The sequence below is a fragment of the Streptomyces naganishii JCM 4654 genome (genome assembly GCF_014650575.1).
Lineage (GTDB): Bacteria > Actinomycetota > Actinomycetes > Streptomycetales > Streptomycetaceae > Streptomyces > Streptomyces naganishii.
Genome location: NZ_BMVF01000028.1, coordinates 24,587 through 49,050, shown reverse-complemented (window position 1 = coordinate 49,050; position 24,464 = coordinate 24,587). Strand labels below are relative to the sequence as shown.

Genomic DNA, 24,464 nt, shown 5'->3' with positions numbered 1-24,464 from the left:
GTACGGGTCACCCGTCGTGCGCGGCGCGTGCCCCGTACCGCTCCTCGGCTCGTTCCCCACCCGGTTCCCGGTGCGGTTCCCCGTTCACATAGACGCGGGGAACGCGTGTTCCGATGCGCGTGACGATCTCGTACGCGATGGTGCCCGCGGCCTGCGCCCAGTCCTCGGCGGTGGGCTCGCCGCCGTCGCCGGGGCCGAACAGCACCGCACGCGAGCCCACCTCGGGCTCGTCGCCGCCGAGGTCGACCACGAACTGGTCCATGGCGACCCGTCCGGCGACCGTGCGCCACTTGCCGCCCACCAGGACCGGGCCGGTGCCCGAGGCGTGGCGCGGGACGCCGTCCGCGTAGCCGACCGGGACCAGGCCGAGGGTGGTCCGCCCCGGGGTGACGTAGTGGTGGCCGTAACTGACGCCGTGGCCGCCCGGCACGTGCTTCACCAGGGCCAGCGAGGCGGACAGGGTCATCACCGGGCGCAGTCCGAAGTCGGCCGGGGTGCCCAGCTCAGGGCTGGGCGAGACGCCGTAGACGGCGATGCCGGTGCGGACGAGGTCGAAGTGGGACTCGGGGAGGGTGAGCGTGGCGGGCGAGTTGGCGATGTGCCGCACCTCGGGGCGCACGCCCCGCTCCTCGGCGTGGGCCAGCATCTCGCGGAAGCGGTCGAGCTGGGCGGCGATGGAGGGGTGGCCGGGTTCGTCGGCGCAGGCGAAGTGGGACCACAGCCCGGTGATCCGGACCAGCCCCTCGGCCTCGGCCCGCAGGGCCGCACCGACCAGCTCGGCCCAGTCGCCGGGCTGGCAGCCGTTCCGGCCGAGCCCGGTGTCGGCCTTCAGCTGCACCCGCGCGGGCCGTCCGGCGGCGCGGGCCGCCTCACGGACCTCCGCCAGGGCCCACACGCCGCTCACGGACACGTCGAGGTCGGCCTCGATCGCCTCCCGCCACGGGCCGCCCGGCGTCCACAGCCAGCACATGATCCTCGCCCGCTCGGGCGAGACCCCGGCCGCGCGCAGCGCGAGCGCCTCCTCGGGCGTGGCGGTGCCGAGCCAGGTCGCCCCGGCGGCCAGCGCCGCACGGGCGCACGGCACGGCGCCGTGGCCGTACGCGTCGGACTTGACCACGGCCATCAGCGCGGCGCCGGGCGCCCGCTCGCGCAGGGCCCGCACATTGGCCCGCAGCGCGGCCAGGTCGATCTCGGCGCGGGCGCGCAGCGGGGCGCTCCCCGGGTGTGCTGTCTCATTCATCGCGCCCTCAGTGTCTCAGAGCCCCGAACTGCGACTTGCGGCAGCGGTGCGGGGGGATCCGGGGGGCGGCCCCGGGGCAGTCCCGGGGGGCGGAACCGGGGGCAGTCCCGGGGGCCCGGCCTCGGGGAAGTCCCCGGGGCGGACCCCGGGAGGAGTCCCGAGGGGAGCGGACTCCGGGCGGGGACCCGGGAGGGCGGAACCGGGGGCAGTCCTGGGGGCCCGGCCTCGGGGAGGGGAGCCGGGAGGGCAGAACCCGGGGGCAGTCCCCCCGGGGGCCCGGCTCGGGGCGGGGACCTGTGAGGGCGGACTTGGGGGGCGGGCCCGGGGGCAGTCCCGGGGGGCGGACTCGGGGCCGGGGACCCGGGTCGGCGGACTCGGGGCACGCATGCGTGTGCGCCCGCGCGACAGGGGGCGTACGCACGAGGCGCCTCGCGGGTCCGCACGCCCGGCCCCGTGTCCGTACGCCCAGCCAGCGTCGCGGGTCCGGACGGCCGACCTGCGTCGCGGGTCCCGCACGGCCCCCGCGTTGCGTAGGCCCGGCCCGCGTCGCGGATCCGTGCGCCCGGCCAGCGTCGCGGGTCCATGGCGCGTCCGCATGGCCGGCTCGCCTCGCGCGTCCGTACGGCCCCCAGCGTCGCCGATGCGTAGGCCCGGCCCGTGTCGCGGGTCCGGACGCCCGGTCGCGTCGCCGGTCCATACGGCCAGCCCGCGTCGCGGATGCGTCCCTGCGCCTGCCGCGCGTCGCCGGTGCGTCCGTGCGCCTGGCGCGACCGCCGCGCCCGCGGGGGTGCGCTCGCGGCCGCCGCGCCGGGCGGATCGCGCACGCCACCCGGGCCTCACGGGCGCCCCCCGCCGGGCCCGGCGCCTCGCGGGTGTGCACGCCCGCCGCGGCTCCCGGGTGCGCGCGTCGCCCGCGCCCCGCCTCTGCTCAGTCCCGTACGTCCCGCCATGCCTCCGGGATGGTTTCGGCCACGTCGTGGGCGCCCAGGGGCGCTCCGTCGGCGGCGAAGCGGCCGGCGAGGCCGTGGAGGTAGGCGGCGACGCTCCCGGCGTCCCGGGCGCGCAGGCCGGCGGCGAGCAGGGAGCCGGCGAGCCCCGACAGCACGTCACCGCTGCCCGCGGTGGCGAGCCACGGGGTGCCGGTCGGGTTGACCCGTACGGGCCCGCCGTCCGGGTCGGCGACGAGCGTGGTCGAGCCCTTGAGCAGGACGGTCGCCCGGTAACGGGCGGCGAGTTCGCGTACCGAGGACAGCCGCGCCCCCTCGACCTCCTCGCGCGCCACGCCGAGCAGTGCGGCGGCCTCCCCGGCGTGCGGGGTCATCAGCGTCGGCGCGCTGCGGGCCCGTACCGCCGCGCGGTCGGCCAGCCGCAGCCCGTCCGCGTCGATCAGCACGGGCACGTCGGTGTCCAGCACCTCGGCGACGGTGGCCGCGTCGTCCCCCGCGCCCGGTCCGACCACCCACGCCTGCACGCGCCCCGCCTTGTGCGGCCCCTGGTCGGAGACGAGCGTCTCGGGGAAGCGGGCGACGACCGCCTGCCCGGCCGGTCCGACGTACCGCACCGCGCCCGCACCGCCGCGCAGCGCGCCCGAGACGGCGAGGACGGCCGCGCCCGGGTAGCGGGCCGAGCCCGCCGCGATACCGACGACACCGCGCCGGTACTTGTCGCTCTCGGCGGCGGGCAGCGGGAGCAGCGCGGCCACGTCGGCGTGTTGCAGGGCCTCGAGTTCCGGCTCGGCGGGCAGTTCCGCGCCCAGCCCGATGTCGACGAGCCGTACCGTGCCGGCGTACTCGCGGGCCGGGTCGATGAGCAGCCCCGGCTTGTGCGTGCCGAAGGTGACGGTCAGGTCGGCGCGTACGGCCGCGCCCCGCACCTCACCGCTGTCCGCCTCGACCCCGCTCGGCAGGTCCACGGCGACGACGGCCGCGCCGGAACGGGCGGCGCGCTCGGCCAGCGGGGCGGCGTCGGGACGCAGGCCGCCCTTGCCGCCGATGCCGACGATGCCGTCGACGACGAGATCGGCGCGGTCGATCAGCTCCCCGGCGGCATCGGTGCCGGCAGCGGGGTCCGCACCGGCGTGGTCACCGGGTCGGAGGACACGGCCGCCCGCCCGGCGCAACGCGGCCAGCCCCCCGGGGTGGGTGTGCTCCGGCGCCAGCAGCACCGCCGTGACGCCCGCGCCGCGCCGGGCCAGCCTGGCCCCGGCGTACAGGGTGTCGCCGCCGTTGTCCCCGCTGCCGACCAGGAGCACGACCCGGCGGCCGTAGACCCGCCCGAGCAAGTCCGCGCAGGCGGCGGCGAGTCCGGCGGCGGCGCGCTGCATGAGCGCGCCGTCGGGGAGCCGCGCCATGAGCGCGCGTTCGGCTGACCTGACCGTCTCTACGCTGTACGCGGTTCGCATGCGGACGAGTCTGCCCCGGATCGGCCGGACGCCGCACGCGAACACGTACCCGCCGCGCGCGGCGGCCCCGCGGGCACGGCGGCCCCGCGGGGACCGTCGGTCCGGTCGGCCGCCCGCGCCCGCCGAGTGGCTCCGTCCCGGTGCGTCGCACAGCATGGGATTGACCGACCCGCACGTACGCATGCCGCACACCGCACGGAAGGGGCGCGAGCCCATGGCCGACGATCCGGTCGGACCCGGCGCGTCGCCCACGGCCGGTGACGCCCCCGAAGGCTCCCCCGGTGACGACGGCTCGCGCCGCCCGCTCGAGGCACTGGAACTGTTGCTGGCCGAGCAGCGGTTCCGCGTCGGCCAGTACATCCGCGCGCACGCCGTCCCCGTACCGCCCACCCCCCAACGCCCCCGAACGCCCCCGCGCCCGGGCCCCGTGCCCGAACAGCCCCAGGCCCAGGAACTGTTGGACGCCCTGCCGCTCGCCGCCATGCTGATCCGCCCGGTGCTCGACGAGCGGGGCGCGGTGGAGGACTTCTGCTACGTGGGGCAGAACACCGCGGCGAGGGAGTTCACCGCCCGCACCGTCCCGCCGGAGATCCTGCCGCCGTGGAGCGGGTCGGTGCCGCTGTTCGAGCGGTTTCCGAACCTGGCCGACACGCCCGTACCGCGTCTGCTCTCGGATTCGTACCGGACCGGACGCCCCCAGGGCCCCGAGCCCGCCGAGTGGTCACTGCCCGGAGCGCAGGGGCAACTGGTGCGCGTCAGCAGCGAGGTTCGCGTGGCGCCGTGCGGCGGTCTGCTGCTGCTCACCTGGGAGCGCGGGGAGAGGGACCAAGCCCGGATGGTCCAAGCGGTGCAGCACCTGGCCAAGGTGTGCTGGGCGGAGTGGAACCTCGGCGACGGGACCGTGGAGGAGGCCGGCCTGCGCGAGGTGCTCGGCCTGCCCGCCGGACAGCGGCCGCCCGGCCTGGTGGACCTGGCCCGCATGATGGCGCCGGACAGCCGCGAGCCGCTGTACCGCGCGCTGCGCGACGTACTGCTGGGCGAGCGGGATGTGCTGGACCTGGAGCTGTGCCTGACCTCGCCCGAGGAGCGGATCCTCCGCCTCATCGCCGAACCGGTACGCCCGGAGACGGGACCGGTGTGGACCGTGCGGGCGGTCTGCCGGGACGTGACGGCGGACGTGCGCGCCCGGGTGACGGCCGAGCGGGCGGTGCAGGAGGCACGGGCGCAGCGGGAGCGGGCCGACACGGTCGCCGAGGTGGCCGAACGTCTTCGCGCCGCCGTTCTGCCCGGTTTCCCGGCGGAACTGGCCCGGCGCGGGGTGGAGGCGGCCGCCGTCTACCGTCCCGACTCGCAGACGGCCCGGGTGGGCGGCGACTGGTACAAGACCCGGGTCCTGCCGTCCGGACAGGTGCTGATCGCGCTCGGCGACGCCCGCGGCCACGGACTGGACGCCGTCACCCTGATGGCCAAGCTGCGCCACGCGCTGGCCGGCCTCGCGTTCACCGGTGAGGGGGTGGAGCGGCTGACGTCCTGGCTCAACGAGGTCGCCTGCGACGACGGCGAGGAGTCCACCGCCACGGCGGTCATCGCCCGCTACCACCCCGCCCGCGGTCTGCTGCGCTGGACGTGCGCGGGGCATCCGCTGCCGGTGCTGGTGCGCGACCGGCGGGCACGCCTGCTGGAACCGCCGCCGGGCGGCCCCGGCCTGGCACTGGGCGTCCAGCCCGGCGAGGCCTACACGGCCGCCGAGACGCCCCTGATCCCCGGTGACGTGGTGCTGCTCTACTCGGACGGCCTGATCGAGCGGCGCGGCTCGGACCTGGACCGGGACTCCTCACGGCTGCTGCGCGCGGTCGACGACTCCGCCCGCGACGGCATCCCGCCGGGCGGCGAGGCGCTGGACCAGTACATCCGCGCACTCGTCCGCGCCCTGACCGGCCCGCACGTGGCCGACGACGCGACGGTACTGGCCTTCCGCCTGCTGCGGGCGGAACCCGACGCGAACGACCTCCCCTGACCGGCACTGACCACGGACCCGCCGTCACTCTCACGCGATGACGGACCGGTCGACCGTCACCCCTCCGCGATGACGACCGCCGAGGCGACCCCCGCGTCATGGCTGAGGGACACGTGCCACTCGCGCACCCCGAGTTCGGCGGCGCGGGCCGCGACCGTGCCGCGGACCCTCAGCCTGGGCCGGCCGGAGTCCTCGACGACCACCTCGGCATCCGTCCAGAGCAGCCCGGCCGGCGCGCCGAGCGCCTTGGCCAGCGCCTCCTTGGCGGCGAACCGCGCGGCCAGCGAGGCCATGCCCCGGCGCTCCCCACTGGGCAGCAGCAACTCGTCGGCGACGAACAGCCGTTGCGCGAGCGCGGGCGTCCGCTCCAACGACGCCGCGAACCGCTCCACCTCAGCCACATCGATCCCGACCCCGATGATGCTCATACCGAGCACCCTATGCGCCTCAGTGCCCCGGGCTCACTCTATGCCGCGTCGATCCTACGGCGGACCGCCTCCAGCCATTCCCGCAATGACATTCCCTGCGGCGGCAGAAGATCGAGCCCTAGCGCGGTGGCAGCAATGCGCAGCTCTTCGTCGGAGGACACCATGGCGAGGAGTTCCCCGAGCTGCCGCACAGCTTGCTCACGTTCTCCGGCCTCGGACTGTCCAATGTACTCGTCGAGAGCCTCTTCGCGGGACTCATAGATGTATGAAAAGTCTCGGTGGAAGTAAGCGCCGAGCAATTGACTCAACTCGGGAAACCGCTCGTTCCATTCCCACGAGTTCTGCGGATTCACTTGGGGAATGTGCGACGAGTCCTGCAGCAGCCGATGGAGATGGCCCCTGGCGATGCGCAGGCAGTCCTCCACGCTTTTTCCCACCGGTGGGCTGATTTGCGGCAGGTCCTCCACCTCGTCGGCGATCTCCTCGGAGAAGAGGCCGACCGACAACAGGTCGTCGATCTGCTGAACCGCCCTTCCGGCCCGCGCCGGATCCCGCGCGGCAATCCTGAGATAGGAGGCCAGACCTGGACCCGGAACCTGAGGTGTGTCGGAAAACGTGTAGTCGGCGTACGCGTATGCCTTGAGGAGGTCGGCGAGTTCGAAGAATCGCTGCCCAGGTGGAAGCGGATGACTCACAAGCTGCTCCAGACCATCGCGTCAGGGCTGGGGGGAACCAGGTGAGGACGACTCGAACGGCCACCCCGGAGCGCTCAGCCGCGGTCGCGCCGGGTCAAGGAGTCGTAGAGACCGAATTGAGGGACGGCTTCCCAGTTGCCGGCGACGTCAACGCCGCGGCGACTCTCCCGGAATTCATCCCCGTCGGCCTCCACAGTGCGGCGGATGACACCATCGCGAGTGAACTCGTACGACTCCACCCGCTCCGCATCCGCATATCCACCACGCTCGGGCGAATCACCATAGTCGTAGGACGTGGCCGCTTCCAGGAATAGAGCCCCGTCGACCAAGCCGAAGGTGTAGTCAAGAGAGTCGCGCCCGCATTCGTCCATGAAGATGACCGAGGCATAACCGGTTTCCAGCCGCATCTCCACTCGCAGCACCGGCGAGGACTTCCCGTCGAGGAATGCCACGGCGGTGTACAACTGACCGGACTCATGCCTGCCCCGTGCCTGCTCTGGCGTGAACGGGCCCATGGGCGACTCGGTGAGATTGTTCCACTGCTCACAATACGTCCAGATCATGACAGATCATCCCGTGCCCTTCGGTAGCCTGTAAACGAAGCCCCGCACGTCCCGGATTATCACCCCGTGGTCCGCCGCTTCCCTGATTGCCCATTCTGGCACAGGCTCCGCCTGGACCGGCACTTCCAGGTAATACTTACCCTTCAAGGGTTTCCCGATCAGCTGCGGATACTCTCTGCGCGCTTTCGGCGTGTCCGGTATCTTTGTTCCCACCCTGTACTTCTGATGGATCTCACGTAAGTAATTTCTGAACGTATCCGACTTGAGCCTCCATATCTGCGTCTGCTTGCGCGAAACGATTTCCTTCCCAGGCCGGTAGGAGTCGAGCACTTTCCCGTTGTCCAGATATACTTCATTAGCCGGGTAACGTGGCCAGTTGTCCTCGTTGAACTTCCGCCCCTCGTTCCACTTTTCCCGCAACCATTGCGGAACCCCGTTCCGCTCGCCGCCGATCGACTCACCTCCACCGGCACCCCCTCCCACCGCCATCAGCACGACACCGGCGGTCCCCAGAGCACTGGCATTGAGCGCGGCCTCCGCTGTGAGGACACCGCCTCCGGCCAGGGCCAGGCCGCCCGGAGGAAACAGGGCCAGCAGGGAGAGCAAGAGGAGGGCGAAGCCGAGGTAGACCAGGAAGTTGCCCAGCGCGTCGAGCAGATGGAACGCCCGGATCGCCCTGCCGCCGGGGCCCGCGCTCCCGAATCCGCGCCACAGCAGTGCTGCGCCTGCGCCGGCCGCGCCCACGGCTGTCGCGAGGCGTAAGCGGTGGGCGGCCAGCGGTTCCGCCAATGGCTGGGCCGAGACCGCACGCCAGGTCCTGAGCAGGGTGAAGATCTGGAAGGCGACCCAGACGAGTGCGGCGATGCCGAAGCCCATGAGGATCGCTGGGCCCGAACCGGTGCTGAAGAATCTCTGGAGACCGGCAGTGGAGGTGAATGAGCCGACACCCAGGAAGAGCAGCGAGGGCAGCGACAGAACACACGGGATCAGCAGCAGCCAGCGCCCGCGTGGCGTACGCGCCTTGCGGGTCGCCTTCAACAGAGCCCGGATGTCCAACGCCCGCCAGGCGCGCCGGTTGTCGGACGCGTTCATCCGGACCGCGATTCCGGCGACCACTCCACGGAACTCGGCCGTGCCGGCGAGCGGTGTCGACGCCATGGCGTAGAACAAGGAGCGCCGCGCCCTGACGTATCGCAGTGCGATCAGCAGACTCCAAGGAAGACGCCAGGAGGCGTATCGCAGCAGAGCTCCGAGACTGTCACCGTCGACGCGTTCGGAAGCGAGCAGTACATCCGGTGCGGCGCGCTTGCCGCGGTGGATCTGGCGCAGGTCGACGGTCATGGCGATGCCCAGACACGCGAGCGGCGCCGCCCACGCCTTCCCGTCCAGCAGCGCGAGCCAGTGCGTGGCACCGCTGGTGGGCTTCTGCAGCGCGTAGTTGTTCACCGTGTGATGTACGGCGGCGACCGCGAACGGAAGAACCGCCAGTGCGCGCACCCAACCCCGTGCGCGCCACAACAGCCCGGCCCCGAAGCCGGCGAGGGCCGTCCACACCAGATGCGTGAAGGTCTCGGTGCCCGGCGGGCCGAGCATGTCCGACTGGCTGAACGGCGCCGGGAGCCAGGCGGTCAGCACCTGCCCGAACCCCGGCACATAGGGCGGGGACAAGCTGTCCGGGATGATCCAGCCGCCGCCGCGGGAGATCGCCCGGTGCGCGTCCAGTCCGTACCGCAGCACCGCCTCCAGCAGCCCGAACCCGGCCCCCAGCGCGGCGCCGACCACCGTGAAGTCGGTCAGCCCCCACTGCCGACGGACCTTCGCGCTCAGCCCGACCAGCAACAGGGGGGAGGCCTTGATCAGCTCCTCCACCCAGGGAGCCACGGTGTAGCTGGTGGTGCTCACCACGGTGACCAACGGCTGCCCCGACTGGTGGGCGTAGGCGCGGGTGTAGGCGAGCTGCACCAACGCCGTCGCCGTGCCGCACCCGTACACTCCGACCGCGAATGCCAGCAGCACGGTGGACAGACGCACCGAACGCGTGGGCCAGGCGACGGCGAACAGTTGCAGCACACCCCAGACGGCCGCCACCGCCATCATCAGCGTCACACCAGGCCCCCGCCCCGCCGAGACAACCTCTATTCGCAACAGCGAACGCAATGCTAGGCGGGTAAGTCCGCACAGGACAACGGAGTTGCGAGACGCGGCGAGTCAGTCACAGAACCGTGCAAATCCTTCCCCGCACGGGGGCACCTGTGCGGCGGGGCTGGCGTGCTCTGGGCCGCGCCAAGCTCACACCACACGACCTTGCCCCGGTTCCCCTCCCGGGCCAGCGGCTGCCACCCCCACAGGTCGGCGCACGCCCGCACCAGCGCGAGCCCGCGCCCCTCCTCCGCCTCACCCACCCGCTCCAGCGGCACGGGTGGCTCCGGCGGTGCGGGGTCCGCGTCCCAGGCCCCGATCCGCAGTACGCCGGCCGACCGGCGGACCCGCAGCGCGGCCGGCCCCTTCGTGTGCCGCACGGCGTTGCCCACCAGCTCGGCGGCGAGCAGCTCCGCCACGTCCACCTGCCCGATCAGCCCATGCATGGTGAGGATCAGCCGCAGGGTGCGACGGCTGACGGTGACGGCGCGGAGGTCGTTGGGAATGTAGAGGCAGTACTCCCAGGGGTCGGGGATGCCGACGGTTTCGGGCATGGGTCAACTCCATCCGGCGGCAGGGACTGTTGGGGTTCGCGCCACTTGGTGGCTCTGCCGCAGCCGCCATGGCAGGACGGAGCGGTGCACTTCCTTAGCGTGTGCGCTGCGTCACCGACGGTAGGGCATAAATTTATGACGCCGCAAGCCGGTCGCGTAACCTGCCCCTCGAACGAGTCGGCTCGCGAACGCTGTTGAAGGAAGAAGGACACCGTGCCAGCACGACGGCACCCGACCGCACGCCAAGTGCGCCTGGGCGCAGAGCTGCGCAAGTTGCGTGAAGCCTCAGGACTCAAAGCCACCGAGGCGGCGAGCCTGCTGGGCACGAACTCCGTCCAGATAAGCCAGATCGAGTCCGGCATCGCCGGAGTCAGCGAGCAGCGGCTGCGCCGCCTCGCAGCCAATTACGCCTGCACTGACGCTGAGTTGATCGACGCCTTGGCGGCCATGGCCACTGACCGGACGCGAGGCTGGTGGGAGGAGTACCGAGGTGTCCTGCCAGCCGCGTACCAAGACCTCGCCGAGTTCGACCACCACGCGACGTTCCGCCACGACGTGGCCGTCATCCACGTGCCAGGGCTCTTCCAGACGGAGGACTACGCCCGAAGCCTCTTCGCCTACATGAACCCGGAGTTCCCCCAGGAGGAGGTTGAGCTGCGGGTGGAGCACAGGATGAAGCGCAAGGTCGTCATCGAGGGCCCTGTCCCCCTGCCGTACGAAACGGTGATCCATGAAGCGGCGCTGCGCATCAAGGTGGCCGGACGCGCCGCCACCCGCACTCAGCTCTTGCGCATCCTCGAGTTGTCCGAGGCGGACCACATCACGGTTCAGGTCGTCCCGTTCGCGCTGGACGACTTCGCGGGCGCCGGGAGCGCCATGGTGCACTTGGGCGGCGCGCTGCCCCGCCTCGACACGGTGATCCGAGACGCCCCGCACGGCACCGCGTTCGTGGACTCCGAAGCTCAACTGGACCACTTCCGAACACTCTTCCGTAAAGTGAGAGCGGAGTCCCTCTCCCCCGGTCAGTCACGCGACCTGATCCACGAGTTGGCCAAGGACCTGTGAGGAGCAGCATGCCCACCCCTACCCAGTGGCGGAAGTCTTCCTACTCCGGCGGCGGCGAGGGCAACGACTGCGTCGAAGTCGCGGACGTGAGTCCCGAGATAGCCATACGTGACTCGAAGGCCCCGGGCAGGGCCGCTCTGTGGGTTCCTGCTCGGGTCTTCGGGACCTTTCTCGGCGCGGTCAAGCGCGGTCGGCTCTAGGCGTTCGCTGGTCGTCAAGTCGTACGGACAGGTGGGGCCAGTGCTGGACCCACCGGGTCAGGTCGGCCCGGGTCAGGTCGGCCCGGGTCGGGGCGCACGCACTCGTGCGCAACCGCGCGTCGGGGATGAAGTGGACGGCGGTGCCCGTGGTGCCGTCAGGGGGCAGTGGTACCAGGCCGGACACCGGGACGCCGTGTTCGTAGCGTTGCGTCCGGGCGCCGTTGGCGCGGCGGTTGGTGTGGAGCAGCCACTCGCTGAGGGCCGCCACGACCGACATGCCGCGACGGGGGTGCCCGTCCGGCAGCCGCTCGGCGTCCGGTGAGTCGAAGAACCGCAGGTCCTTCGTCGCCATGACCGGCTTCTTCACCAGCCTGCCGTGTTCGTCGACGCGCGTGTCGGTGCCCCGGCCGTCGTCCGCCACGGACACCGAGCCGTCGGTGTGCAGGGTGATCACGCATCGGCCTCCGCCGCGGCTCTCCGCCTCGTCGGCGGCGTAGGCGAGCACCTCGAGGACGAGGTGTCCCACGCCGCCGGGCGCGAACTGCGCCGGGCGGCCGGCGATGTGGCGCAGGTGGTCCATGTCCACCGTGGCCGCCCAGTCGTGCGTCGTGTTCCTCCAGGACGTCCGGGGGGACCGGGGGGACCCGGGGCCGGTCACTCGACCGTGACCGACTTCGCCAGGTTGCGCGGCTGGTCGACCTCGTTGCCGCGGGCCGTGGCCAGTTCGCAGGCGAAGACCTGGAGGGGGACCGTGGCCACCAGGGGCTGGAGGAGCGTGGGGGTGGCCGGGATGCGGATGAGGTGGTCGGCGTACGGGACGACCGCCTCGTCGCCCTCCTCCGCGATGACGATCGTACGGGCGCCCCTCGCCCGGATCTCCTGGATGTTGGAGACGATCTTGTCGTGGAGGATCGAGCGGCCGCGCGGTGAGGGGACGACCACGACGACCGGCAGGTCCTCGTCGATCAGGGCGATCGGGCCGTGCTTCAGCTCGCCGGCGGCGAAGCCCTCGGCGTGCATGTAGGCCAGCTCCTTGAGCTTCAGGGCGCCTTCGAGGGCGACCGGGTAGCCGACGTGGCGGCCCAGGAAGAGGACGGTGTTCTTGTCGGCGAGGGAGCGGGCGAGTTCGCGTACCGGCTCCATGGTCTCCAGGACCCGCTCGACCGAGTCCGCGATCCGGGAGAGGTCGCGGATGACGTCCTGGATCTCGTCGCCCCACTTGGTGCCGCGGACCTGGCCGAGGTAGAGGGCCACGAGGTAGCAGGCGACGAGCTGGGTGAGGAATGCCTTGGTGGAGGCGACGGCCACCTCGGGGCCGGCGTGGGTGTAGAGCACCGCGTCCGACTCGCGCGGGATGGTGGAGCCGTTGGTGTTGCAGATCGCCAGCACCTTGGAGCCCTGCTCACGGGCGTGCCGCAGCGCCATGAGGGTGTCCATGGTCTCGCCGGACTGGGAGATGGCGATGACGAGGGTCTGCGCGTCGAGGATCGGGTCCCGGTAGCGGAACTCGCTGGCGAGTTCGACCTCGCAGGGGATGCGCGTCCAGTGCTCGATGGCGTACTTGGCGATGAGGCCCGCGTGGAAGGCCGTACCGCAGGCGACGATGACGACCTTGTCCATCTCGCGCAGCTCGGAGGCGGAGATGCGGACCTCGTCGAGGGTGAGGGAGCCGCCGGCGTCGATACGGCCGAGCAGGGTGTCGGCGACCGCCTTGGGCTGCTCGGCGATCTCCTTGAGCATGAAGTAGTCGTAGCCGCCCTTCTCGGCGGCGGCCGCGTCCCAGTCGACGTTGTAGGAGCGTACGTCGGCGGGGCGCCCGTCGAAGCCGGTGACCGTCACCCCGTCGCGGCGCAGTTCGACCACCTGGTCCTGGCCGAGCTCGATCGCCGAGCGGGTGTGGGCGATGAAGGCGGCGACGTCGGAGGCGAGGAAGGCCTCGCCCTCGCCGACGCCCACGACGAGCGGGGAGTTGCGGCGGGCGCCCACGACGACGTCGGGCTCGTCGGCGTGCACGGCGACGAGCGTGAAGGCGCCGTCCAGGCGGCGGCACACCATCCGCATGGCCTCGGCGAGGTCGGCGCAGGAGGAGAACTCCTCGGCGAGCAGGTGCGCGACGACCTCGGTGTCGGTCTCGGAGGTCAGTTCGTGGCCGCGCTCGGCCAACTCGGCGCGCAGGGCGGCGAAGTTCTCGATGATGCCGTTGTGGACGACGGCGACCCGGCCCGCGTTGTCGAGGTGCGGGTGGGCGTTGGCGTCGGTGGGGCCGCCGTGCGTGGCCCACCGGGTGTGCCCGATGCCCGTCGAGCCGGTCGGCAGCGGCCGGTCGACGAGTTCCTTCTCCAGGTTGACCAGCTTGCCGGCCTTCTTCGCCGCGGCCAGTCCGCCGTCGGCGAGCACGGCGACACCGGCCGAGTCGTAACCCCGGTACTCCAGCCGCTTCAGCCCGGCCATCACGACCTCGAGCGCCGACTGCGAGCCTACGTATCCCACGATTCCGCACATGAGCGGCAGCCTACGGGCCGACGCCCGCCGAAAGTGGCCTCCGTGTGCCCGGAATCGGAAATTCCCACCGGGGCGGCACGCCGTGGAAGCCCCGGTGGGCGGGGGTCACTTCAGCTTGCCGAGCTGGGCCTGGACCAGTTCCGCGGGGAAGTCGAAGTCCTTGCCGGTGGCCGCGGCGGCGAGGTTGACCGCGGGGAAGTAGGCGAGGGTGGCGCCCTTGCGGACGACGACCGCCTTGACGGGGGCCTTCACGCCGTCGGCCGCCATGGTGAGCGTCAGCGCGAGCGCGTCGTCGCCGCCGGCGGGGGCCTGGGTGGTGGCGACCTTCTCGTACTCGCTCTTGGTGCCGGTCACGGTGTAGGAGAAGCCGCCGGCGCACTTCTGCGCGGCCGCCTTCAGGTCCTTCATCGCCTGCTCGGCGCCGCCGTTGTCGTAGGAGGCGAGGGTCTCGATCACCTTGGCCCGGTCGAGGCCGGCCATCAGCTTCTCCTCGGCGCTCGCGCCGGCGGCGGGCTTCTTCGGGTCGCCGACGTAGGTGCGCTTGACCGAGGCGGCGGGCTTGCCGACGTAGCTGCCGACCATGAGGTACGTCAGCGGGGCGCACGCCGGGTCCCCGGCCTTGGCCTTGTCCTGCGCGACGTCGTCCTTGGCCGCGACCTTGCTCACCTTGCCGCTCTTGACGTCGGCCTGGGCGAGCGCGGCCTTCTCCAGCTCGGCGGCGGTGAGCGCCTTGGCGGGGGCGGCGGACGGGGTCTTCCCGGCCTGAGCGGTCTTGGTGTCACCGCCCTTGTCCCCACTGTCGGACGAACCGCCGCAGGCAGTGGCCAGCAGGGCGAGGGTGGCGGCGGAGGCCGCGAGGGCGGTGCGGCGCAGGGCGGTGGTCCTCAACGGAGCGGTACCTTCTCTTCGGCTGACACTGGCTTTCCCAGTGCTTTGCCCGCACTTTATGCACAGGGCACACACAGTTGATCAAGAGACCACCACCCGGTACCCGACCGTGACCGGGACGTGATCTCGCCCGGGGAGGGCGGGCGGCCCGGCTGGACGTCCTTTCCCCGGGCTGGGCACCGGCCCGCCGGTCCGACGTGACCGACCCCACCCCCCACCCCGTTCAAACTCCGTTAACAATGGAATGTGATCTCTCCGGTCCCCTCGATGCCCCGGAGCGCCCACCGGCAGCGGCCGGAGGCGACTCCCTACGTCGACCTCACCCGTGCCGAGTGGAGCGCGCTGCGTGACAAGACGCCGTTGCCGCTGAGCGCCGAGGAGGTGGAGCGGCTGCGCGGGCTCGGTGACGTCATCGACCTCGATGAGGTACGGGACATCTACCTGCCGCTGTCGCGGCTGCTGAACCTGTACGTCGGCGCGACCGACCGCCTGCGCAGCGCGCTGAACACGTTCCTCGGTGAGCAGGGGTCCCAGTCGGGGACGCCGTTCGTGATCGGCGTCGCGGGGTCGGTCGCCGTGGGGAAGTCGACCGTGGCCCGGCTCCTCCAGGCGCTGCTGTCGCGGTGGCCCGAGCATCCGCGCGTGGAGCTGGTGACGACGGACGGGTTCCTGCTGCCCACGCGGGAACTGGAGGACCGCGGGCTGATGTCCCGCAAGGGGTTCCCGGAGTCGTACGACAGGCGGGCGCTGACCCGGTTCGTCGCCGACATCAAGGCGGGCAAGGGCGAGGTCTCCGCGCCCGTCTACTCCCACCTGATCTACGACATCGTGCCCGGTGAGCGGCTCGTCGTGCGGCGGCCCGACATCCTGATCGTCGAGGGCCTCAACGTCCTCCAGCCCGCCCTGCCCGGCAAGGACGGCCGCACCCGGGTCGGCCTCGCCGACTACTTCGACTTCAGCGTGTACGTCGACGCCCGCACCGAGGACATCGAGCAGTGGTACCTCAACCGGTTCCGCAAGCTGCGCGCGACCGCCTTCCAGGACCCGTCCTCGTACTTCCGCAGGTACACCCAGGTCTCCGAGGACGAGGCGCTCGACTACGCCCGCACCATGTGGCGGACCATCAACAAGCCCAACCTGGTGGAGAACATCGCCCCGACCCGCGGCCGGGCCACCCTCGTGCTGCGCAAGGGCCCCGACCACAAGGTGCAGCGGCTCAGCCTGCGCAAGTTGTGAGCGGGCGGCCCACGGGCGGGGATCACCGGCGTCTACGCTGCCCTCCATGCTGCATCTGCGACTGATCACCCCCGCCGACCGCACCGACGACGTGGTGCGGCTGGTCGAGAAGACGGTGGGCACCACGCATCTCGTCGTGCTGCGCGGCGCGGCGCGGATCCCGGCCGGGGACGTGGTGATGTGCGACGTCGCACGCGAGGCGGGGGACGAACTCCTGAGCGCGCTTCAGGAGTTGGGGATCGACCGGTCCGGTTCCATCGCCGTGGAGAACATCGACCTGTCGCTGTCCGAGCGGGCGGCGGAGGCCGAGGAGGAGGCGCCCGGTGAGGGCGCGGACGCGGTGCTCTGGGAGCACCTGACCGACGCCACCCACGAGGAGTCGGCCCTGTCGGTGACCTACCTCGCGTTCATCACGCTGGCCACCATGATCGCCGCCTGCGGTGTGCTGCTGGACAACGCCGTCCTGATCGTGGGCGCGATGGCGGTGGGCCCGGAGTTCGGGCCGCTCGCCGGCGTGAGCACCGCGCTGGTGCAGCGGGCCCCGCGCCTGGCGCTGCGCTCGCTGGTCGCGCTGCTGGTGGGCTTCGCGCTGGCGATGGCCGCGACGGTGGGCTTCAGCCTGTTCATGGACGCCGTCGGGCTGTTCAGCAAGGACAAGCTGGAGGGGGCGCGGCCCAACACCAGCTTCGTCTACGCCCCCGACGCGTTCGCCTTCGTCGTGGCGCTCCTCGCCGGCGCGGCCGGCACGCTGTCGCTGACCTCCGCCAAGTCCGGCGCGCTGGTGGGTGTGGCCATCTCGGTGACCACCGTCCCGGCCGCCGCCAACGCGGCCGTCGCCCTCGCCTACGGCGACACCCGGCAGACCTGGGGGTCCACCGAGCAGCTCCTGCTCAACCTGTTCGGCATCGTGCTGGCCGGCACGCTCACCCTGCTCGCCCAGAAGTGGTTCTGGGGCAGGCAGCGCGAGCGCGTCCGGCAGGGGGCTCCGCGCGCTCCGGAACTCGGTTAGCCCAGCGCCGACTTCACGGCGTCCGCCAGGCGGCTCGCCACCGAGCGGGCCTGCTCGATGTCGGCGGCCTCGACCATGACCCGTACCAGCGGCTCGGTGCCGGAGGGGCGCAGCAGCACGCGGCCGGTCTCGCCGAGCTCGCGCTCGGCCTCGGCGACGGCCGCGGCGAGGTCGGCGGAGGTCTTCACGCGGGACCTGTCCACGTCGGGGACGTTGATCAGCACCTGCGGCAGCCGCTCCATGACCGAGGCGAGGTCCCGCAGCGTACGGCCGCTGCCGGCGACACGGGCGGCCAGCAGCAGGCCGGTCAGCGTGCCGTCGCCGGTGGTGGCGTGGTCGAGGATGATGACGTGCCCGGACTGCTCGCCGCCGAGGGCGTAGTCCTTGTCCTTCATCTCCTCCAGGACGTACCGGTCGCCGACGGCGGTCTGCACGAGGTGGATGCCCTCGCGCTCCATGGCCAGCTTGAAGCCCAGGTTGGACATCACGGTCGCGACGACGGTGTCGGAGCGCAGTGCGGAACGCTCCCGCATCGCCAGCGCGAGCACGGACAGGATCTGGTCGCCGTCGACCTCCTCACCGGTGTGGTCCACGGCCAGGCAGCGGTCGGCGTCGCCGTCGTGCGCGATGCCGAGGTCGGCGCCCTGCTCGACCACGGCGGCCTTGAGCTTGCCGAGGTGGGTGGAGCCGCAGCCGTCGTTGATGTTCAGGCCGTCCGGCTCGGCGCCGATCGTCACGACCTGCGCACCGGCCCGCGTGAACGCCTCCGGGGAGACCCGCGAGGCGGCGCCGTGCGCCTCGTCCAGGACGATCCGCAGGCCGTCGAGACGGTTGGGGAGGACGCTGAGGAGGTGGCCGACGTAGCGGTCGGAGCCCTCGTCGTAGTCGCGCACCCGGCCCACGCCGGCGCCGGTCGGACGGTCCCAGGGGGCGCCGGTGCGGTGCTCCTCGTAGACCTTCTCGATGCGGTCCTCCAGCTCGTCGGCGAGTTTGTGGCCGCCGCGCGCGAAGAACTTGACGCCGTTGTCCGGCATGGCGTTGTGGCTGGCCGACAGCATCACACCGAGGTCGGCGCCGAGCGCGCCGGTGAGGTACGCCACCGCCGGGGTCGGCAGCACGCCCACCCGCAGCACGTCCACGCCCGCGCTCGCCAGGCCCGCGACCACCGCGGCCTCCAGGAACTCCCCGGACGCGCGCGGGTCCCGCCCGACCACGGCGGTCGGCCGGTGGCCCTCGAAGGTGCCCGCCTCGGCCAGTACGTGCGCCGCCGCCACGGACAGGCCGAGCGCCATCTCGGCGGTCAGATCCGCGTTGGCGACGCCGCGCACGCCGTCCGTGCCGAAGAGTCGTCCCACTTGTCCTCCTGAGGAAGCTGCAGTTCATGCGGGCCCGGGCATTCCATCACACCGGCCACTGAGCACCTTGTGCCGTTATACGCCCAAGTCCTGTGATAAACGAACGCCCCGACGGCACAGTGGCGTGCCGCCGGGGCGTTCGGAGTACGAGCAGGCAGCCCGATTTAGCGCTTGCTGTACTGCGGGGCCTTGCGGGCCTTCTTCAGACCGGCCTTCTTGCGCTCGACCGCACGGTCGTCGCGGCGCAGGAAGCCGGCCTTCTTCAGCGGGCCGCGGTTGTTGTCGACGTCGGCCTCGTTGAGGGCGCGGGCGACACCGAGGCGCAGGGCGCCGGCCTGGCCGGAGACACCGCCGCCGGAGATGCGGGCGACGACGTCGTAACGGCCCTCGAGCTCCAGCACCTTGAAGGGCTCGTTGACTTCCTGCTGGTGCACCTTGTTCGGGAAGTAGTCCTCGAGGGTGCGACCGTTGATCTTCCACTTGCCGGAGCCCGGGACGATCCGGACGCGGGCGATGGCGTTCTTGCGGCGGCCCAGGCCGGCGGCCGGCTGGGGCTCGCCGAAGCGGGAGGCCAGGGACTCCGAGGTGTACTCGCCCTCGACGGGCACCTCGGACTCGGTGGTGTAGCTGTCGATGTCAAGCTCTTCGAGCGGCTGCTCGGCAGTGGTCTCGGCCACGATTCTCCTCAGATTCTCTTCAGTCTTAGGGGGTGGCCGGACTTACTGCGCGACCTGGGTGATCTCGAACGGCACCGGCTGCTGGGCGCCGTGCGGGTGCTGGTCACCCTTGTAGACCTTCAGCTTCGAGAGCATCTGACGGCCCAGGGAGTTCTTGGGGAGCATGCCCTTGACGGCCTTCTCGATGGCCTTCTCGGGGTTCTTGTCGAGCAGCTCGTCGTAACGGACGGACCGCAGACCGCCCGGGTAACCGGAGTGGCGGTACGCCATCTTCTGGGTCCGCTTGTTGCCGGAGAGGTGCACCTTGTCGGCGTTGATGATGATGACGAAGTCACCAGCGTCGACGTGCGGCGCGTAGATCGGCTTGTGCTTTCCCCGCAGAAGGGTGGCGGCGGTGGACGCCAGGCGGCCCAGGACGACGTCCTGGGCGTCAATGACGTGCCACTGGCGCGTGATGTCGCCGGGCTTGGGGCTGTACGTACGCACGGTTCGTAGCCTTCGCTTCTTCAGTGAGTGGTCCTGACAAGGTCACCGAAGACGATCACGACAGCCCTGACCGCACCGCGGTGACGCAAACCGCGTGCTGGTCGCTGGTCATCGGCCCGGTGGACCGGTGTAAGGGCCGGTTCCGTGAGAAGAGCCAAGCCAATACACAACGAAGATGCAGGATACCCGCGCGGCCACGCAGGGGTCAAAACGAGGTCGCCGGCGCCGGTCCCGCGTGTCCCGCCGAGGCGCGCCGGCCGCTTTGTACCGGGGTGCACGGAAGGTGCCCCGCGGGCCCGCCGCGGACGGCGTGGGCGCCCTCAACCCCCGTCTAAGATGCGCCCCATGAGCTACGGGCAGGGGGGCTCCCAGTCCCAGTGGGATCCCTGGAAACCGAATTCCCAGCAGCCGTGGAGCGCCGGCGGCAGCGACCAGACTCCGGACTGGGCCGCGCTCGCCGAGGCGTCCGAGACGCGCAACAAGAGGCGCAAGCTGCTGTTCATCGGCGGCGGCGTGCTGGCCACCGCCGGGATCGGCGCCGCCGTCGCCATGGCCGTGATGTCGGCGAACGGCGACAACGACGCCAAGGGCGGTCCGTCCCGGCTGCCCGCCACCGCGGCCCTGCCGAGCGGTTCGGCCACGGCGCCGTCCTTCGCGCCGACCACCGCCCCTCCCCCGCTGGACCCCAAGGACTTCATATCCAGCGCCAAGAAGGACACCGCCCCGCTGAGCCCGGACACCCTCTTCCCGGGCGCCCAGCTGACCATGGGCGCCAACGTCTACAAGAAGGGCCCGACGGCCGACACCAAGGACTGCGCCTCGGCGGCGCAGGGCACCCTCGGCAAGGTCCTCACCGCCAACGGCTGCGGCCGTCTGATGCGGGTGACCTACACCAAGGACGGCATCGCCGTCACGCTGGGTGTCGCCGTCTTCGACAGTGAGGCACAGGCCACCAAGGCCAAGGGCCAGGCCGACAAGAAGAGCATCGTCAAGCCGCTTTCCGGCGGCGGCGTGAAGGCGTTCTGCAACGGCGCCGTCTGCCGCTCGACCACCAACTCCTACGGCCGCTACGCCTACTTCACCCTCGCCGGCTTCCCCACCGGCAAGGACGTGACGCCCAAGGACACCAAGGTGTTCCGCACCGGCGACGACCTCGCCGAGTTCGCCTTCACGCAGATCCGCCGGCGCGGCGAGGCACAGGCCTCCGCGGCCGCCCAGTAGGCCGGGGCCCGCAGCGGCCGGCCCCCGCGGGACCGGCCGCACGCACCGCCCGCCCGCTACCTGTCGCCCCGCAGCCGCAGCCGGATCGGCAGCACCGCCGACTCCAGCTGCGTACGCAGCGTCATCTTCGACGCACCCTCGGTGCGCTCCGCGAACCGGATCGGTATCTCCACCGCCCGGTGCCCCGCGCGCACGGCCCGGTACTTCAGCTCGACCTGGAAGCTGTAGCCCGCGCTGTCCAGGGTGCTCAGTCCCACGTCCCGCAGGGTCCGCTCCGACCACAGGTTGAAGCCGGCGGTGATGTCGCCGATGTCCGTGCCGAGCACAGCACGGACGTAGGTGTTGGCGAAGCGGGAGAGCAGCGCCCGGTGCGCGCCCCAGTCCTCGTCCAGCGAGCCCCCCGCCACGTAACGGCTGCCGACCACCAGCCCGGCGCCGGTGGCGAGCGCCGCCTGAAGCATCCGCGGCACCGCCTCCACCGGATGGCTGCCGTCGGCGTCCATCTGCACGACGTAGGACGCGCCGTCCTCCAGCGCCGCCGTCATGCCGGCCGCGTACGCCCGGCCCAGGCCGTCCTTCTGCGTACGGTGCAGCACGCCCATGCGGACCTGGCCCGCCGCGTTGTGCTTCTCGGCGAGTTCGTCGGCGACACGGCCGGTGCCGTCCGGGCTGGAGTCGTCGACGACCAGCAGCCGGAGCCCGCGAAGCGGCAGGGCCAGCACCGCCTCGGCCATCCGCGGCAGGTTCGCCGCCTCGTTGTACGTCGGCATCACCACGGTGACGCGCACGCCGTCCAGGTCGTGCGAGCCGTCCGGAGGACCCGTCCGCTCGCCTTGGGCCGGCCGGTCGGTCATCCCGTCATCTCCCCTCCGCCTCCCCCGTCCACCCGGTCTCCCCCTGCGGCACCGGTCTGCCCAGCGCCCTGAACCGCCACCCGGCCGCCGTCCAGCGGTCGGCGTCCAGCACTCCCCGGCCGTCCACGATCCGCGGACGGTACACCAGTTCCCTCGCCCACCCGGGGTCCACCTCACGGAACTGCGGCCACTCCGTCAGGTGCAGCACCAGGTCCGCTCCGCGCAGCGCCTCCTCGAGGGACAGCGCGTACCCGAGGAGCGGGAACGCCTTGCGGGCGTTGTCCATCGCCTCCGGGTCGTAGACCGTGACGTCGGCGCCGTCGAGCCCGAGCCGCGCGGCCACGTTCAGCGCGGGCGAGTCGCGCACGTCGTCCGAGTCCGGCTTGAAGGCCGCGCCGAGCACGGCCACCCGCGCTCCGAGCACCGTACCCCCGCACAGCTCGCGGGCCAGGGTGATCACCCGGTCCCGGCGCCGCATGTTGATCGCGTCCACGGCACGCAGGAAGCCCAGGTCCACGCCCAGCTCGGCGGCGCGGTGCGCGAAGGCGCGGATGTCCTTGGGCAGACAGCCGCCGCCGAAGCCCACCCCGGCCCGCAGGAAGGTGTGCCCGATCCGGTCGTCGTAGCCGAGCGCCTCGGCCAGTCTCCGCACGTCGCCGCCCGCCGCCTCGCACACCTCGGCCATCGCGTTGATGAAGGAGATCTTGGTGGCGAGGAAGGAGTTCGCGGCCGTCTTCACCAGCTCGGCGGTGGCGAAGTCGGTCACCACCAGCGGGGTCCCGGCGTCGAGTACGGGGGCGTGGACCCGGCGCAGCAGCCGTTCCGCCCGCCGCGTGCGCACCCCGAACACCAGCCGGTCCGGCCGCAGCGTGTCCTCGACGGCGAAGCCCTCGCGCAGGAACTCCGGGTTCCACGCCACCTCGGACCCGTGGGCGGCGGCGAGCCGGGCTGCCGTGCCGACCGGGACGGTGGACTTGCCCACCAGCAGGGCGCCCTCGCGCGCGTGCCGGGCGATGTCCGCGAAGGCCGCCTCTACACAGGTCAGGTCGGCCGCGTCGCCGTCCTTGCGCTGCGGGGTGCCGACGCACACGAAGTGCACCTGCCCGAACGCGCCGGCCTCCTCGTACGACGTCGTGAAGCGCAGCCGTCCGCCCGCCGTGTGCCGGGCGACCATGTCCGCCAGCCCCGGCTCGTGGAACGGCACCCTGCCCGCGCGCAGCGCGGCGACCTTGCCGGCGTCGACGTCGACCCCGACCACCTCGTGTCCCAGTTCCGCCATGCAGGCGGCGTGCGTGGCACCCAGGTAGCCGGTGCCGATGACGGTGAGCCGCATGGGACCGCCTTTCTCGCCGTACGGCAGCAAGTAAGTACGGCGAGTTCCCGCGCGGCCGCATCCGTACCGTCACGAGCCGTGACGGGCGGCGCGGCCGGCCGCGAAGGCCCTGCTCAGCAGCAGCCTGCCCCCGGCAGGGTCCGCTTGTTGCGCGCCTGGCTGCTGCGGGCGGCGAGCAGCTCGTCGGCCGGGTAGCCGACCTCCTCCAGGGTCAGCCCGTGCGGCCGTACGACGTGCACCGCTGAGTCCCGTACGCCCGCGGCCAGCACCTTGGCGGGCCAGTCGGGCGCGCGGTGCCCGTCGCCGACGAACAGCAGGGCCCCGATGAGCGAGCGCACCATGTTGTGGCAGAAGGCGTCGGCGCGCACGGTGGCCGTGACGATCCCGTCGTCCCCGCGCTCCAGGCTCAGCTCCTGGAGGGTGCGGATGGTGGTGGCGCCCTCGCGCTTCTTGCAGTACGCGGCGAAGTCGTGCTCGCCCAGCAGGCCGCGGGCGGCCTCGTTCATGGCGTCCACGTCGAGCGGCCAGTCGTGCCACAGCACATGGCCGCGCAGCAGCGGGTCGACGCCGCCGGGGTTGTCGGTGACGCGGTAGGCGTAGCGGCGCCAGACGGCCGAGAAACGGGCGTTGAAGCCGCTGGGAGCGGGCCGGAGCGCCCACACCCGCACATCCCTGGGCAGGCGCCCGGCGAGCCGCTTGAGCAGCTTCTCGTGGTGCTCGCGCCAGACCTCCTCGGGCAGGTCCACGTGGGCCACCTGGCCGCGCGCGTGCACCCCGGCGTCGGTCCGCCCGGCCACCGTCAGCTCGTACGTCTCCCGCGACCGCGTGACCGTGCGCAGCGCGTCCTCGATCTCCCCCTGCACGGTCCGCTTCCCGCCGGCCTGCTTGGCCCAGCCGTGGAATCCGCCGCCGTCGTAGGACAGGTCGAGGCGGACACGGACATGACCGGGCTGTACTTCGTCACTCACGTACTGATCCTCTCAGGCCGGTACCCCCGGCGGACACGCGAAAGCGGGCCCGCCCCCGAAGGGACGGACCCGCTCAGCGCGAGGTTGTGCCTCAGGCGTCCTTCGACTCCTGGGCGGCCTCCTCGGCCGGAGCCTCGGTGGCGTCCTCGGCCTTGGTCTCCTCGACCTTGGCCTCGTCGGCCTCCTTGACCGCACGCTTGGTGGCGGCCTCGGCCTCACCCACGGCCTTCTGCTGCACCGTCAGCGCCTCGACCAGCTCGATGACCGCCATGGGCGCGTTGTCGCCACGACGGTTGCCGATCTTGGTGATGCGGGTGTAGCCACCGGGACGGTTCTCGTAGCGCGGGCCGATCTCGGTGAAGAGCGTGTGCACGATGCCCTTGTCCGTGATGACCTGGAGCACCTGGCGGCGGTTGTGAAGGTCGCCCTTCTTCGCCTTGGTGATCAGACGCTCCGCGTACGGGCGCAGGCGGCGGGCCTTCGCCTCGGTGGTGGTGATGCGGCCGTGCTCGAACAGCGACTTCGCGAGGTTCGCGAGGAGCAGCTTCTCGTGCGCGGCGCTGCCGCCCAGACGGGCACCCTTGGTGGGCTTCGGCATTGTTCTTCTCCTGTGTGTCTGCCCCGGCCGTGTCA

General features: G+C 72.0%; 22 protein-coding genes and 1 pseudogene. 6 read left to right on the top strand and 17 right to left on the bottom strand.

The features are described 5' to 3' along the window. Positions 1-7: 7 nt before the first annotated feature. The gene (gene alr, locus IE217_RS32400; RefSeq protein ID WP_229865784.1) at positions 8-1,240 is read right to left on the bottom strand and encodes an alanine racemase; all 1,233 of its coding nucleotides are present in this window, start codon (positions 1,238-1,240) and stop codon (positions 8-10) included. 928 nt (positions 1,241-2,168) lie between these two features. Next, complete coding sequence (locus IE217_RS32395) at positions 2,169-3,641, bottom strand: NAD(P)H-hydrate dehydratase (RefSeq protein WP_190181516.1); 1,473 nt, start codon at positions 3,639-3,641, stop codon at positions 2,169-2,171. Positions 3,642-3,855: 214 nt separating this feature from the next. On the opposite strand from IE217_RS32395, the gene IE217_RS32390 reads away from it, so the two are divergent. Further along, positions 3,856-5,658, top strand: a complete 1,803-nt coding sequence (locus IE217_RS32390; protein ID WP_190181515.1) for a PP2C family protein-serine/threonine phosphatase — start codon at positions 3,856-3,858, stop codon at positions 5,656-5,658. A 56-nt stretch (positions 5,659-5,714) separates the two neighbouring features. Here IE217_RS32390 and IE217_RS32385 read toward each other — a convergent pair whose 3' ends face one another. The 5 genes and pseudogenes from IE217_RS32385 to IE217_RS32365 form a co-directional block, all read right to left on the bottom strand. Beyond that, positions 5,715-6,086, bottom strand: a complete 372-nt coding sequence (locus IE217_RS32385) for a holo-ACP synthase (RefSeq protein WP_190181514.1) — start codon at positions 6,084-6,086, stop codon at positions 5,715-5,717. A 38-nt stretch (positions 6,087-6,124) separates the two neighbouring features. Further along, the gene (locus IE217_RS32380) at positions 6,125-6,781 is read right to left on the bottom strand and encodes a contact-dependent growth inhibition system immunity protein (RefSeq protein WP_190181513.1); all 657 of its coding nucleotides are present in this window, start codon (positions 6,779-6,781) and stop codon (positions 6,125-6,127) included. Positions 6,782-6,855: 74 nt separating this feature from the next. After that, complete coding sequence (locus IE217_RS32375; protein WP_190181512.1) at positions 6,856-7,344, bottom strand: hypothetical protein; 489 nt, start codon at positions 7,342-7,344, stop codon at positions 6,856-6,858. A gap of 6 nt (positions 7,345-7,350) precedes the next feature. Continuing rightward, the gene (locus IE217_RS35015; RefSeq protein ID WP_229865794.1) at positions 7,351-9,441 is read right to left on the bottom strand and encodes a PrsW family intramembrane metalloprotease; all 2,091 of its coding nucleotides are present in this window, start codon (positions 9,439-9,441) and stop codon (positions 7,351-7,353) included. Between the two features lie 179 nt (positions 9,442-9,620). Then, positions 9,621-10,037: pseudogene (locus IE217_RS32365) on the bottom strand (ATP-binding protein); the annotation flags it as partial. Positions 10,038-10,250: 213 nt separating this feature from the next. Between IE217_RS32365 and IE217_RS32360 the strand changes: the two are divergent. Both IE217_RS32360 and IE217_RS32355 read left to right on the top strand, forming a co-directional pair. After that, positions 10,251-11,102 (top strand): helix-turn-helix domain-containing protein, encoded by an 852-nt coding sequence (locus IE217_RS32360; protein ID WP_189703419.1) that lies wholly within the window; start codon positions 10,251-10,253, stop codon positions 11,100-11,102. Between the two features lie 8 nt (positions 11,103-11,110). Then, positions 11,111-11,302, top strand: a complete 192-nt coding sequence (locus IE217_RS32355; protein ID WP_189703418.1) for a DUF397 domain-containing protein — start codon at positions 11,111-11,113, stop codon at positions 11,300-11,302. On the opposite strand, the gene IE217_RS32350 is transcribed toward IE217_RS32355, so the two are convergent. The 3 genes from IE217_RS32350 to IE217_RS32340 form a co-directional block, all read right to left on the bottom strand. After that, positions 11,283-11,882, bottom strand: coding sequence for an ATP-binding protein (locus tag IE217_RS32350; protein WP_190181511.1), 600 nt, complete (start codon positions 11,880-11,882; stop codon positions 11,283-11,285). The two genes, IE217_RS32355 and IE217_RS32350, sit on opposite strands and share 20 nt — an antisense overlap. Positions 11,883-11,956: 74 nt before the next feature. Next, positions 11,957-13,804 (bottom strand): glutamine--fructose-6-phosphate transaminase (isomerizing), encoded by a 1,848-nt coding sequence (gene glmS, locus IE217_RS32345; RefSeq protein ID WP_190181510.1) that lies wholly within the window; start codon positions 13,802-13,804, stop codon positions 11,957-11,959. A gap of 105 nt (positions 13,805-13,909) precedes the next feature. Further along, on the bottom strand, positions 13,910-14,692 hold the full coding sequence (locus tag IE217_RS32340; protein WP_190181509.1) for a hypothetical protein: 783 nt from the start codon (positions 14,690-14,692) through the stop codon (positions 13,910-13,912). A gap of 267 nt (positions 14,693-14,959) precedes the next feature. Here IE217_RS32340 and coaA point away from each other — a divergent pair, with 267 nt between their 5' ends. Then, positions 14,960-15,928: a type I pantothenate kinase gene (gene coaA, locus IE217_RS32335; RefSeq protein WP_190181534.1), complete on the top strand. Its 969-nt coding sequence runs from the start codon at positions 14,960-14,962 to the stop codon at positions 15,926-15,928. A 46-nt stretch (positions 15,929-15,974) separates the two neighbouring features. Then, the gene (locus IE217_RS32330) at positions 15,975-16,937 is read left to right on the top strand and encodes a DUF389 domain-containing protein (protein WP_190181508.1); all 963 of its coding nucleotides are present in this window, start codon (positions 15,975-15,977) and stop codon (positions 16,935-16,937) included. Here IE217_RS32330 and glmM read toward each other — a convergent pair. The 3 genes from glmM to rplM all read right to left on the bottom strand — a co-directional run bounded on the left by glmM (position 16,934) and on the right by rplM (position 19,455). After that, positions 16,934-18,292, bottom strand: a complete 1,359-nt coding sequence (gene glmM / locus IE217_RS32325; RefSeq protein WP_190181507.1) for a phosphoglucosamine mutase — start codon at positions 18,290-18,292, stop codon at positions 16,934-16,936. The two genes, IE217_RS32330 and glmM, sit on opposite strands and share 4 nt — an antisense overlap. A gap of 164 nt (positions 18,293-18,456) precedes the next feature. Continuing rightward, a complete protein-coding gene (gene rpsI / locus IE217_RS32320; protein ID WP_190181506.1) occupies positions 18,457-18,969 on the bottom strand; it encodes a 30S ribosomal protein S9 in 513 nt (170 codons plus the stop codon). Positions 18,970-19,011: 42 nt separating this feature from the next. Further along, complete coding sequence (gene rplM, locus IE217_RS32315) at positions 19,012-19,455, bottom strand: 50S ribosomal protein L13 (RefSeq protein WP_030173943.1); 444 nt, start codon at positions 19,453-19,455, stop codon at positions 19,012-19,014. Positions 19,456-19,800: 345 nt separating this feature from the next. Here rplM and IE217_RS32310 point away from each other — a divergent pair, with 345 nt between their 5' ends. After that, a complete protein-coding gene (locus tag IE217_RS32310; protein WP_190181505.1) occupies positions 19,801-20,676 on the top strand; it encodes a hypothetical protein in 876 nt (291 codons plus the stop codon). A gap of 56 nt (positions 20,677-20,732) precedes the next feature. On the opposite strand, the gene IE217_RS32305 is transcribed toward IE217_RS32310, so the two are convergent. The 4 genes from IE217_RS32305 to rplQ form a co-directional block, all read right to left on the bottom strand. After that, complete coding sequence (locus tag IE217_RS32305) at positions 20,733-21,530, bottom strand: polyprenol monophosphomannose synthase (protein WP_190181504.1); 798 nt, start codon at positions 21,528-21,530, stop codon at positions 20,733-20,735. Between the two features lie 4 nt (positions 21,531-21,534). After that, complete coding sequence (locus IE217_RS32300; protein WP_190181503.1) at positions 21,535-22,863, bottom strand: UDP-glucose dehydrogenase family protein; 1,329 nt, start codon at positions 22,861-22,863, stop codon at positions 21,535-21,537. A 113-nt stretch (positions 22,864-22,976) separates the two neighbouring features. Next, positions 22,977-23,831 (bottom strand): tRNA pseudouridine(38-40) synthase TruA, encoded by an 855-nt coding sequence (gene truA, locus IE217_RS32295; protein ID WP_190181502.1) that lies wholly within the window; start codon positions 23,829-23,831, stop codon positions 22,977-22,979. 91 nt (positions 23,832-23,922) lie between these two features. After that, the gene (rplQ, locus tag IE217_RS32290; RefSeq protein WP_190181501.1) at positions 23,923-24,429 is read right to left on the bottom strand and encodes a 50S ribosomal protein L17; all 507 of its coding nucleotides are present in this window, start codon (positions 24,427-24,429) and stop codon (positions 23,923-23,925) included. Between the last annotated feature and the right edge of the window lie 35 nt (positions 24,430-24,464).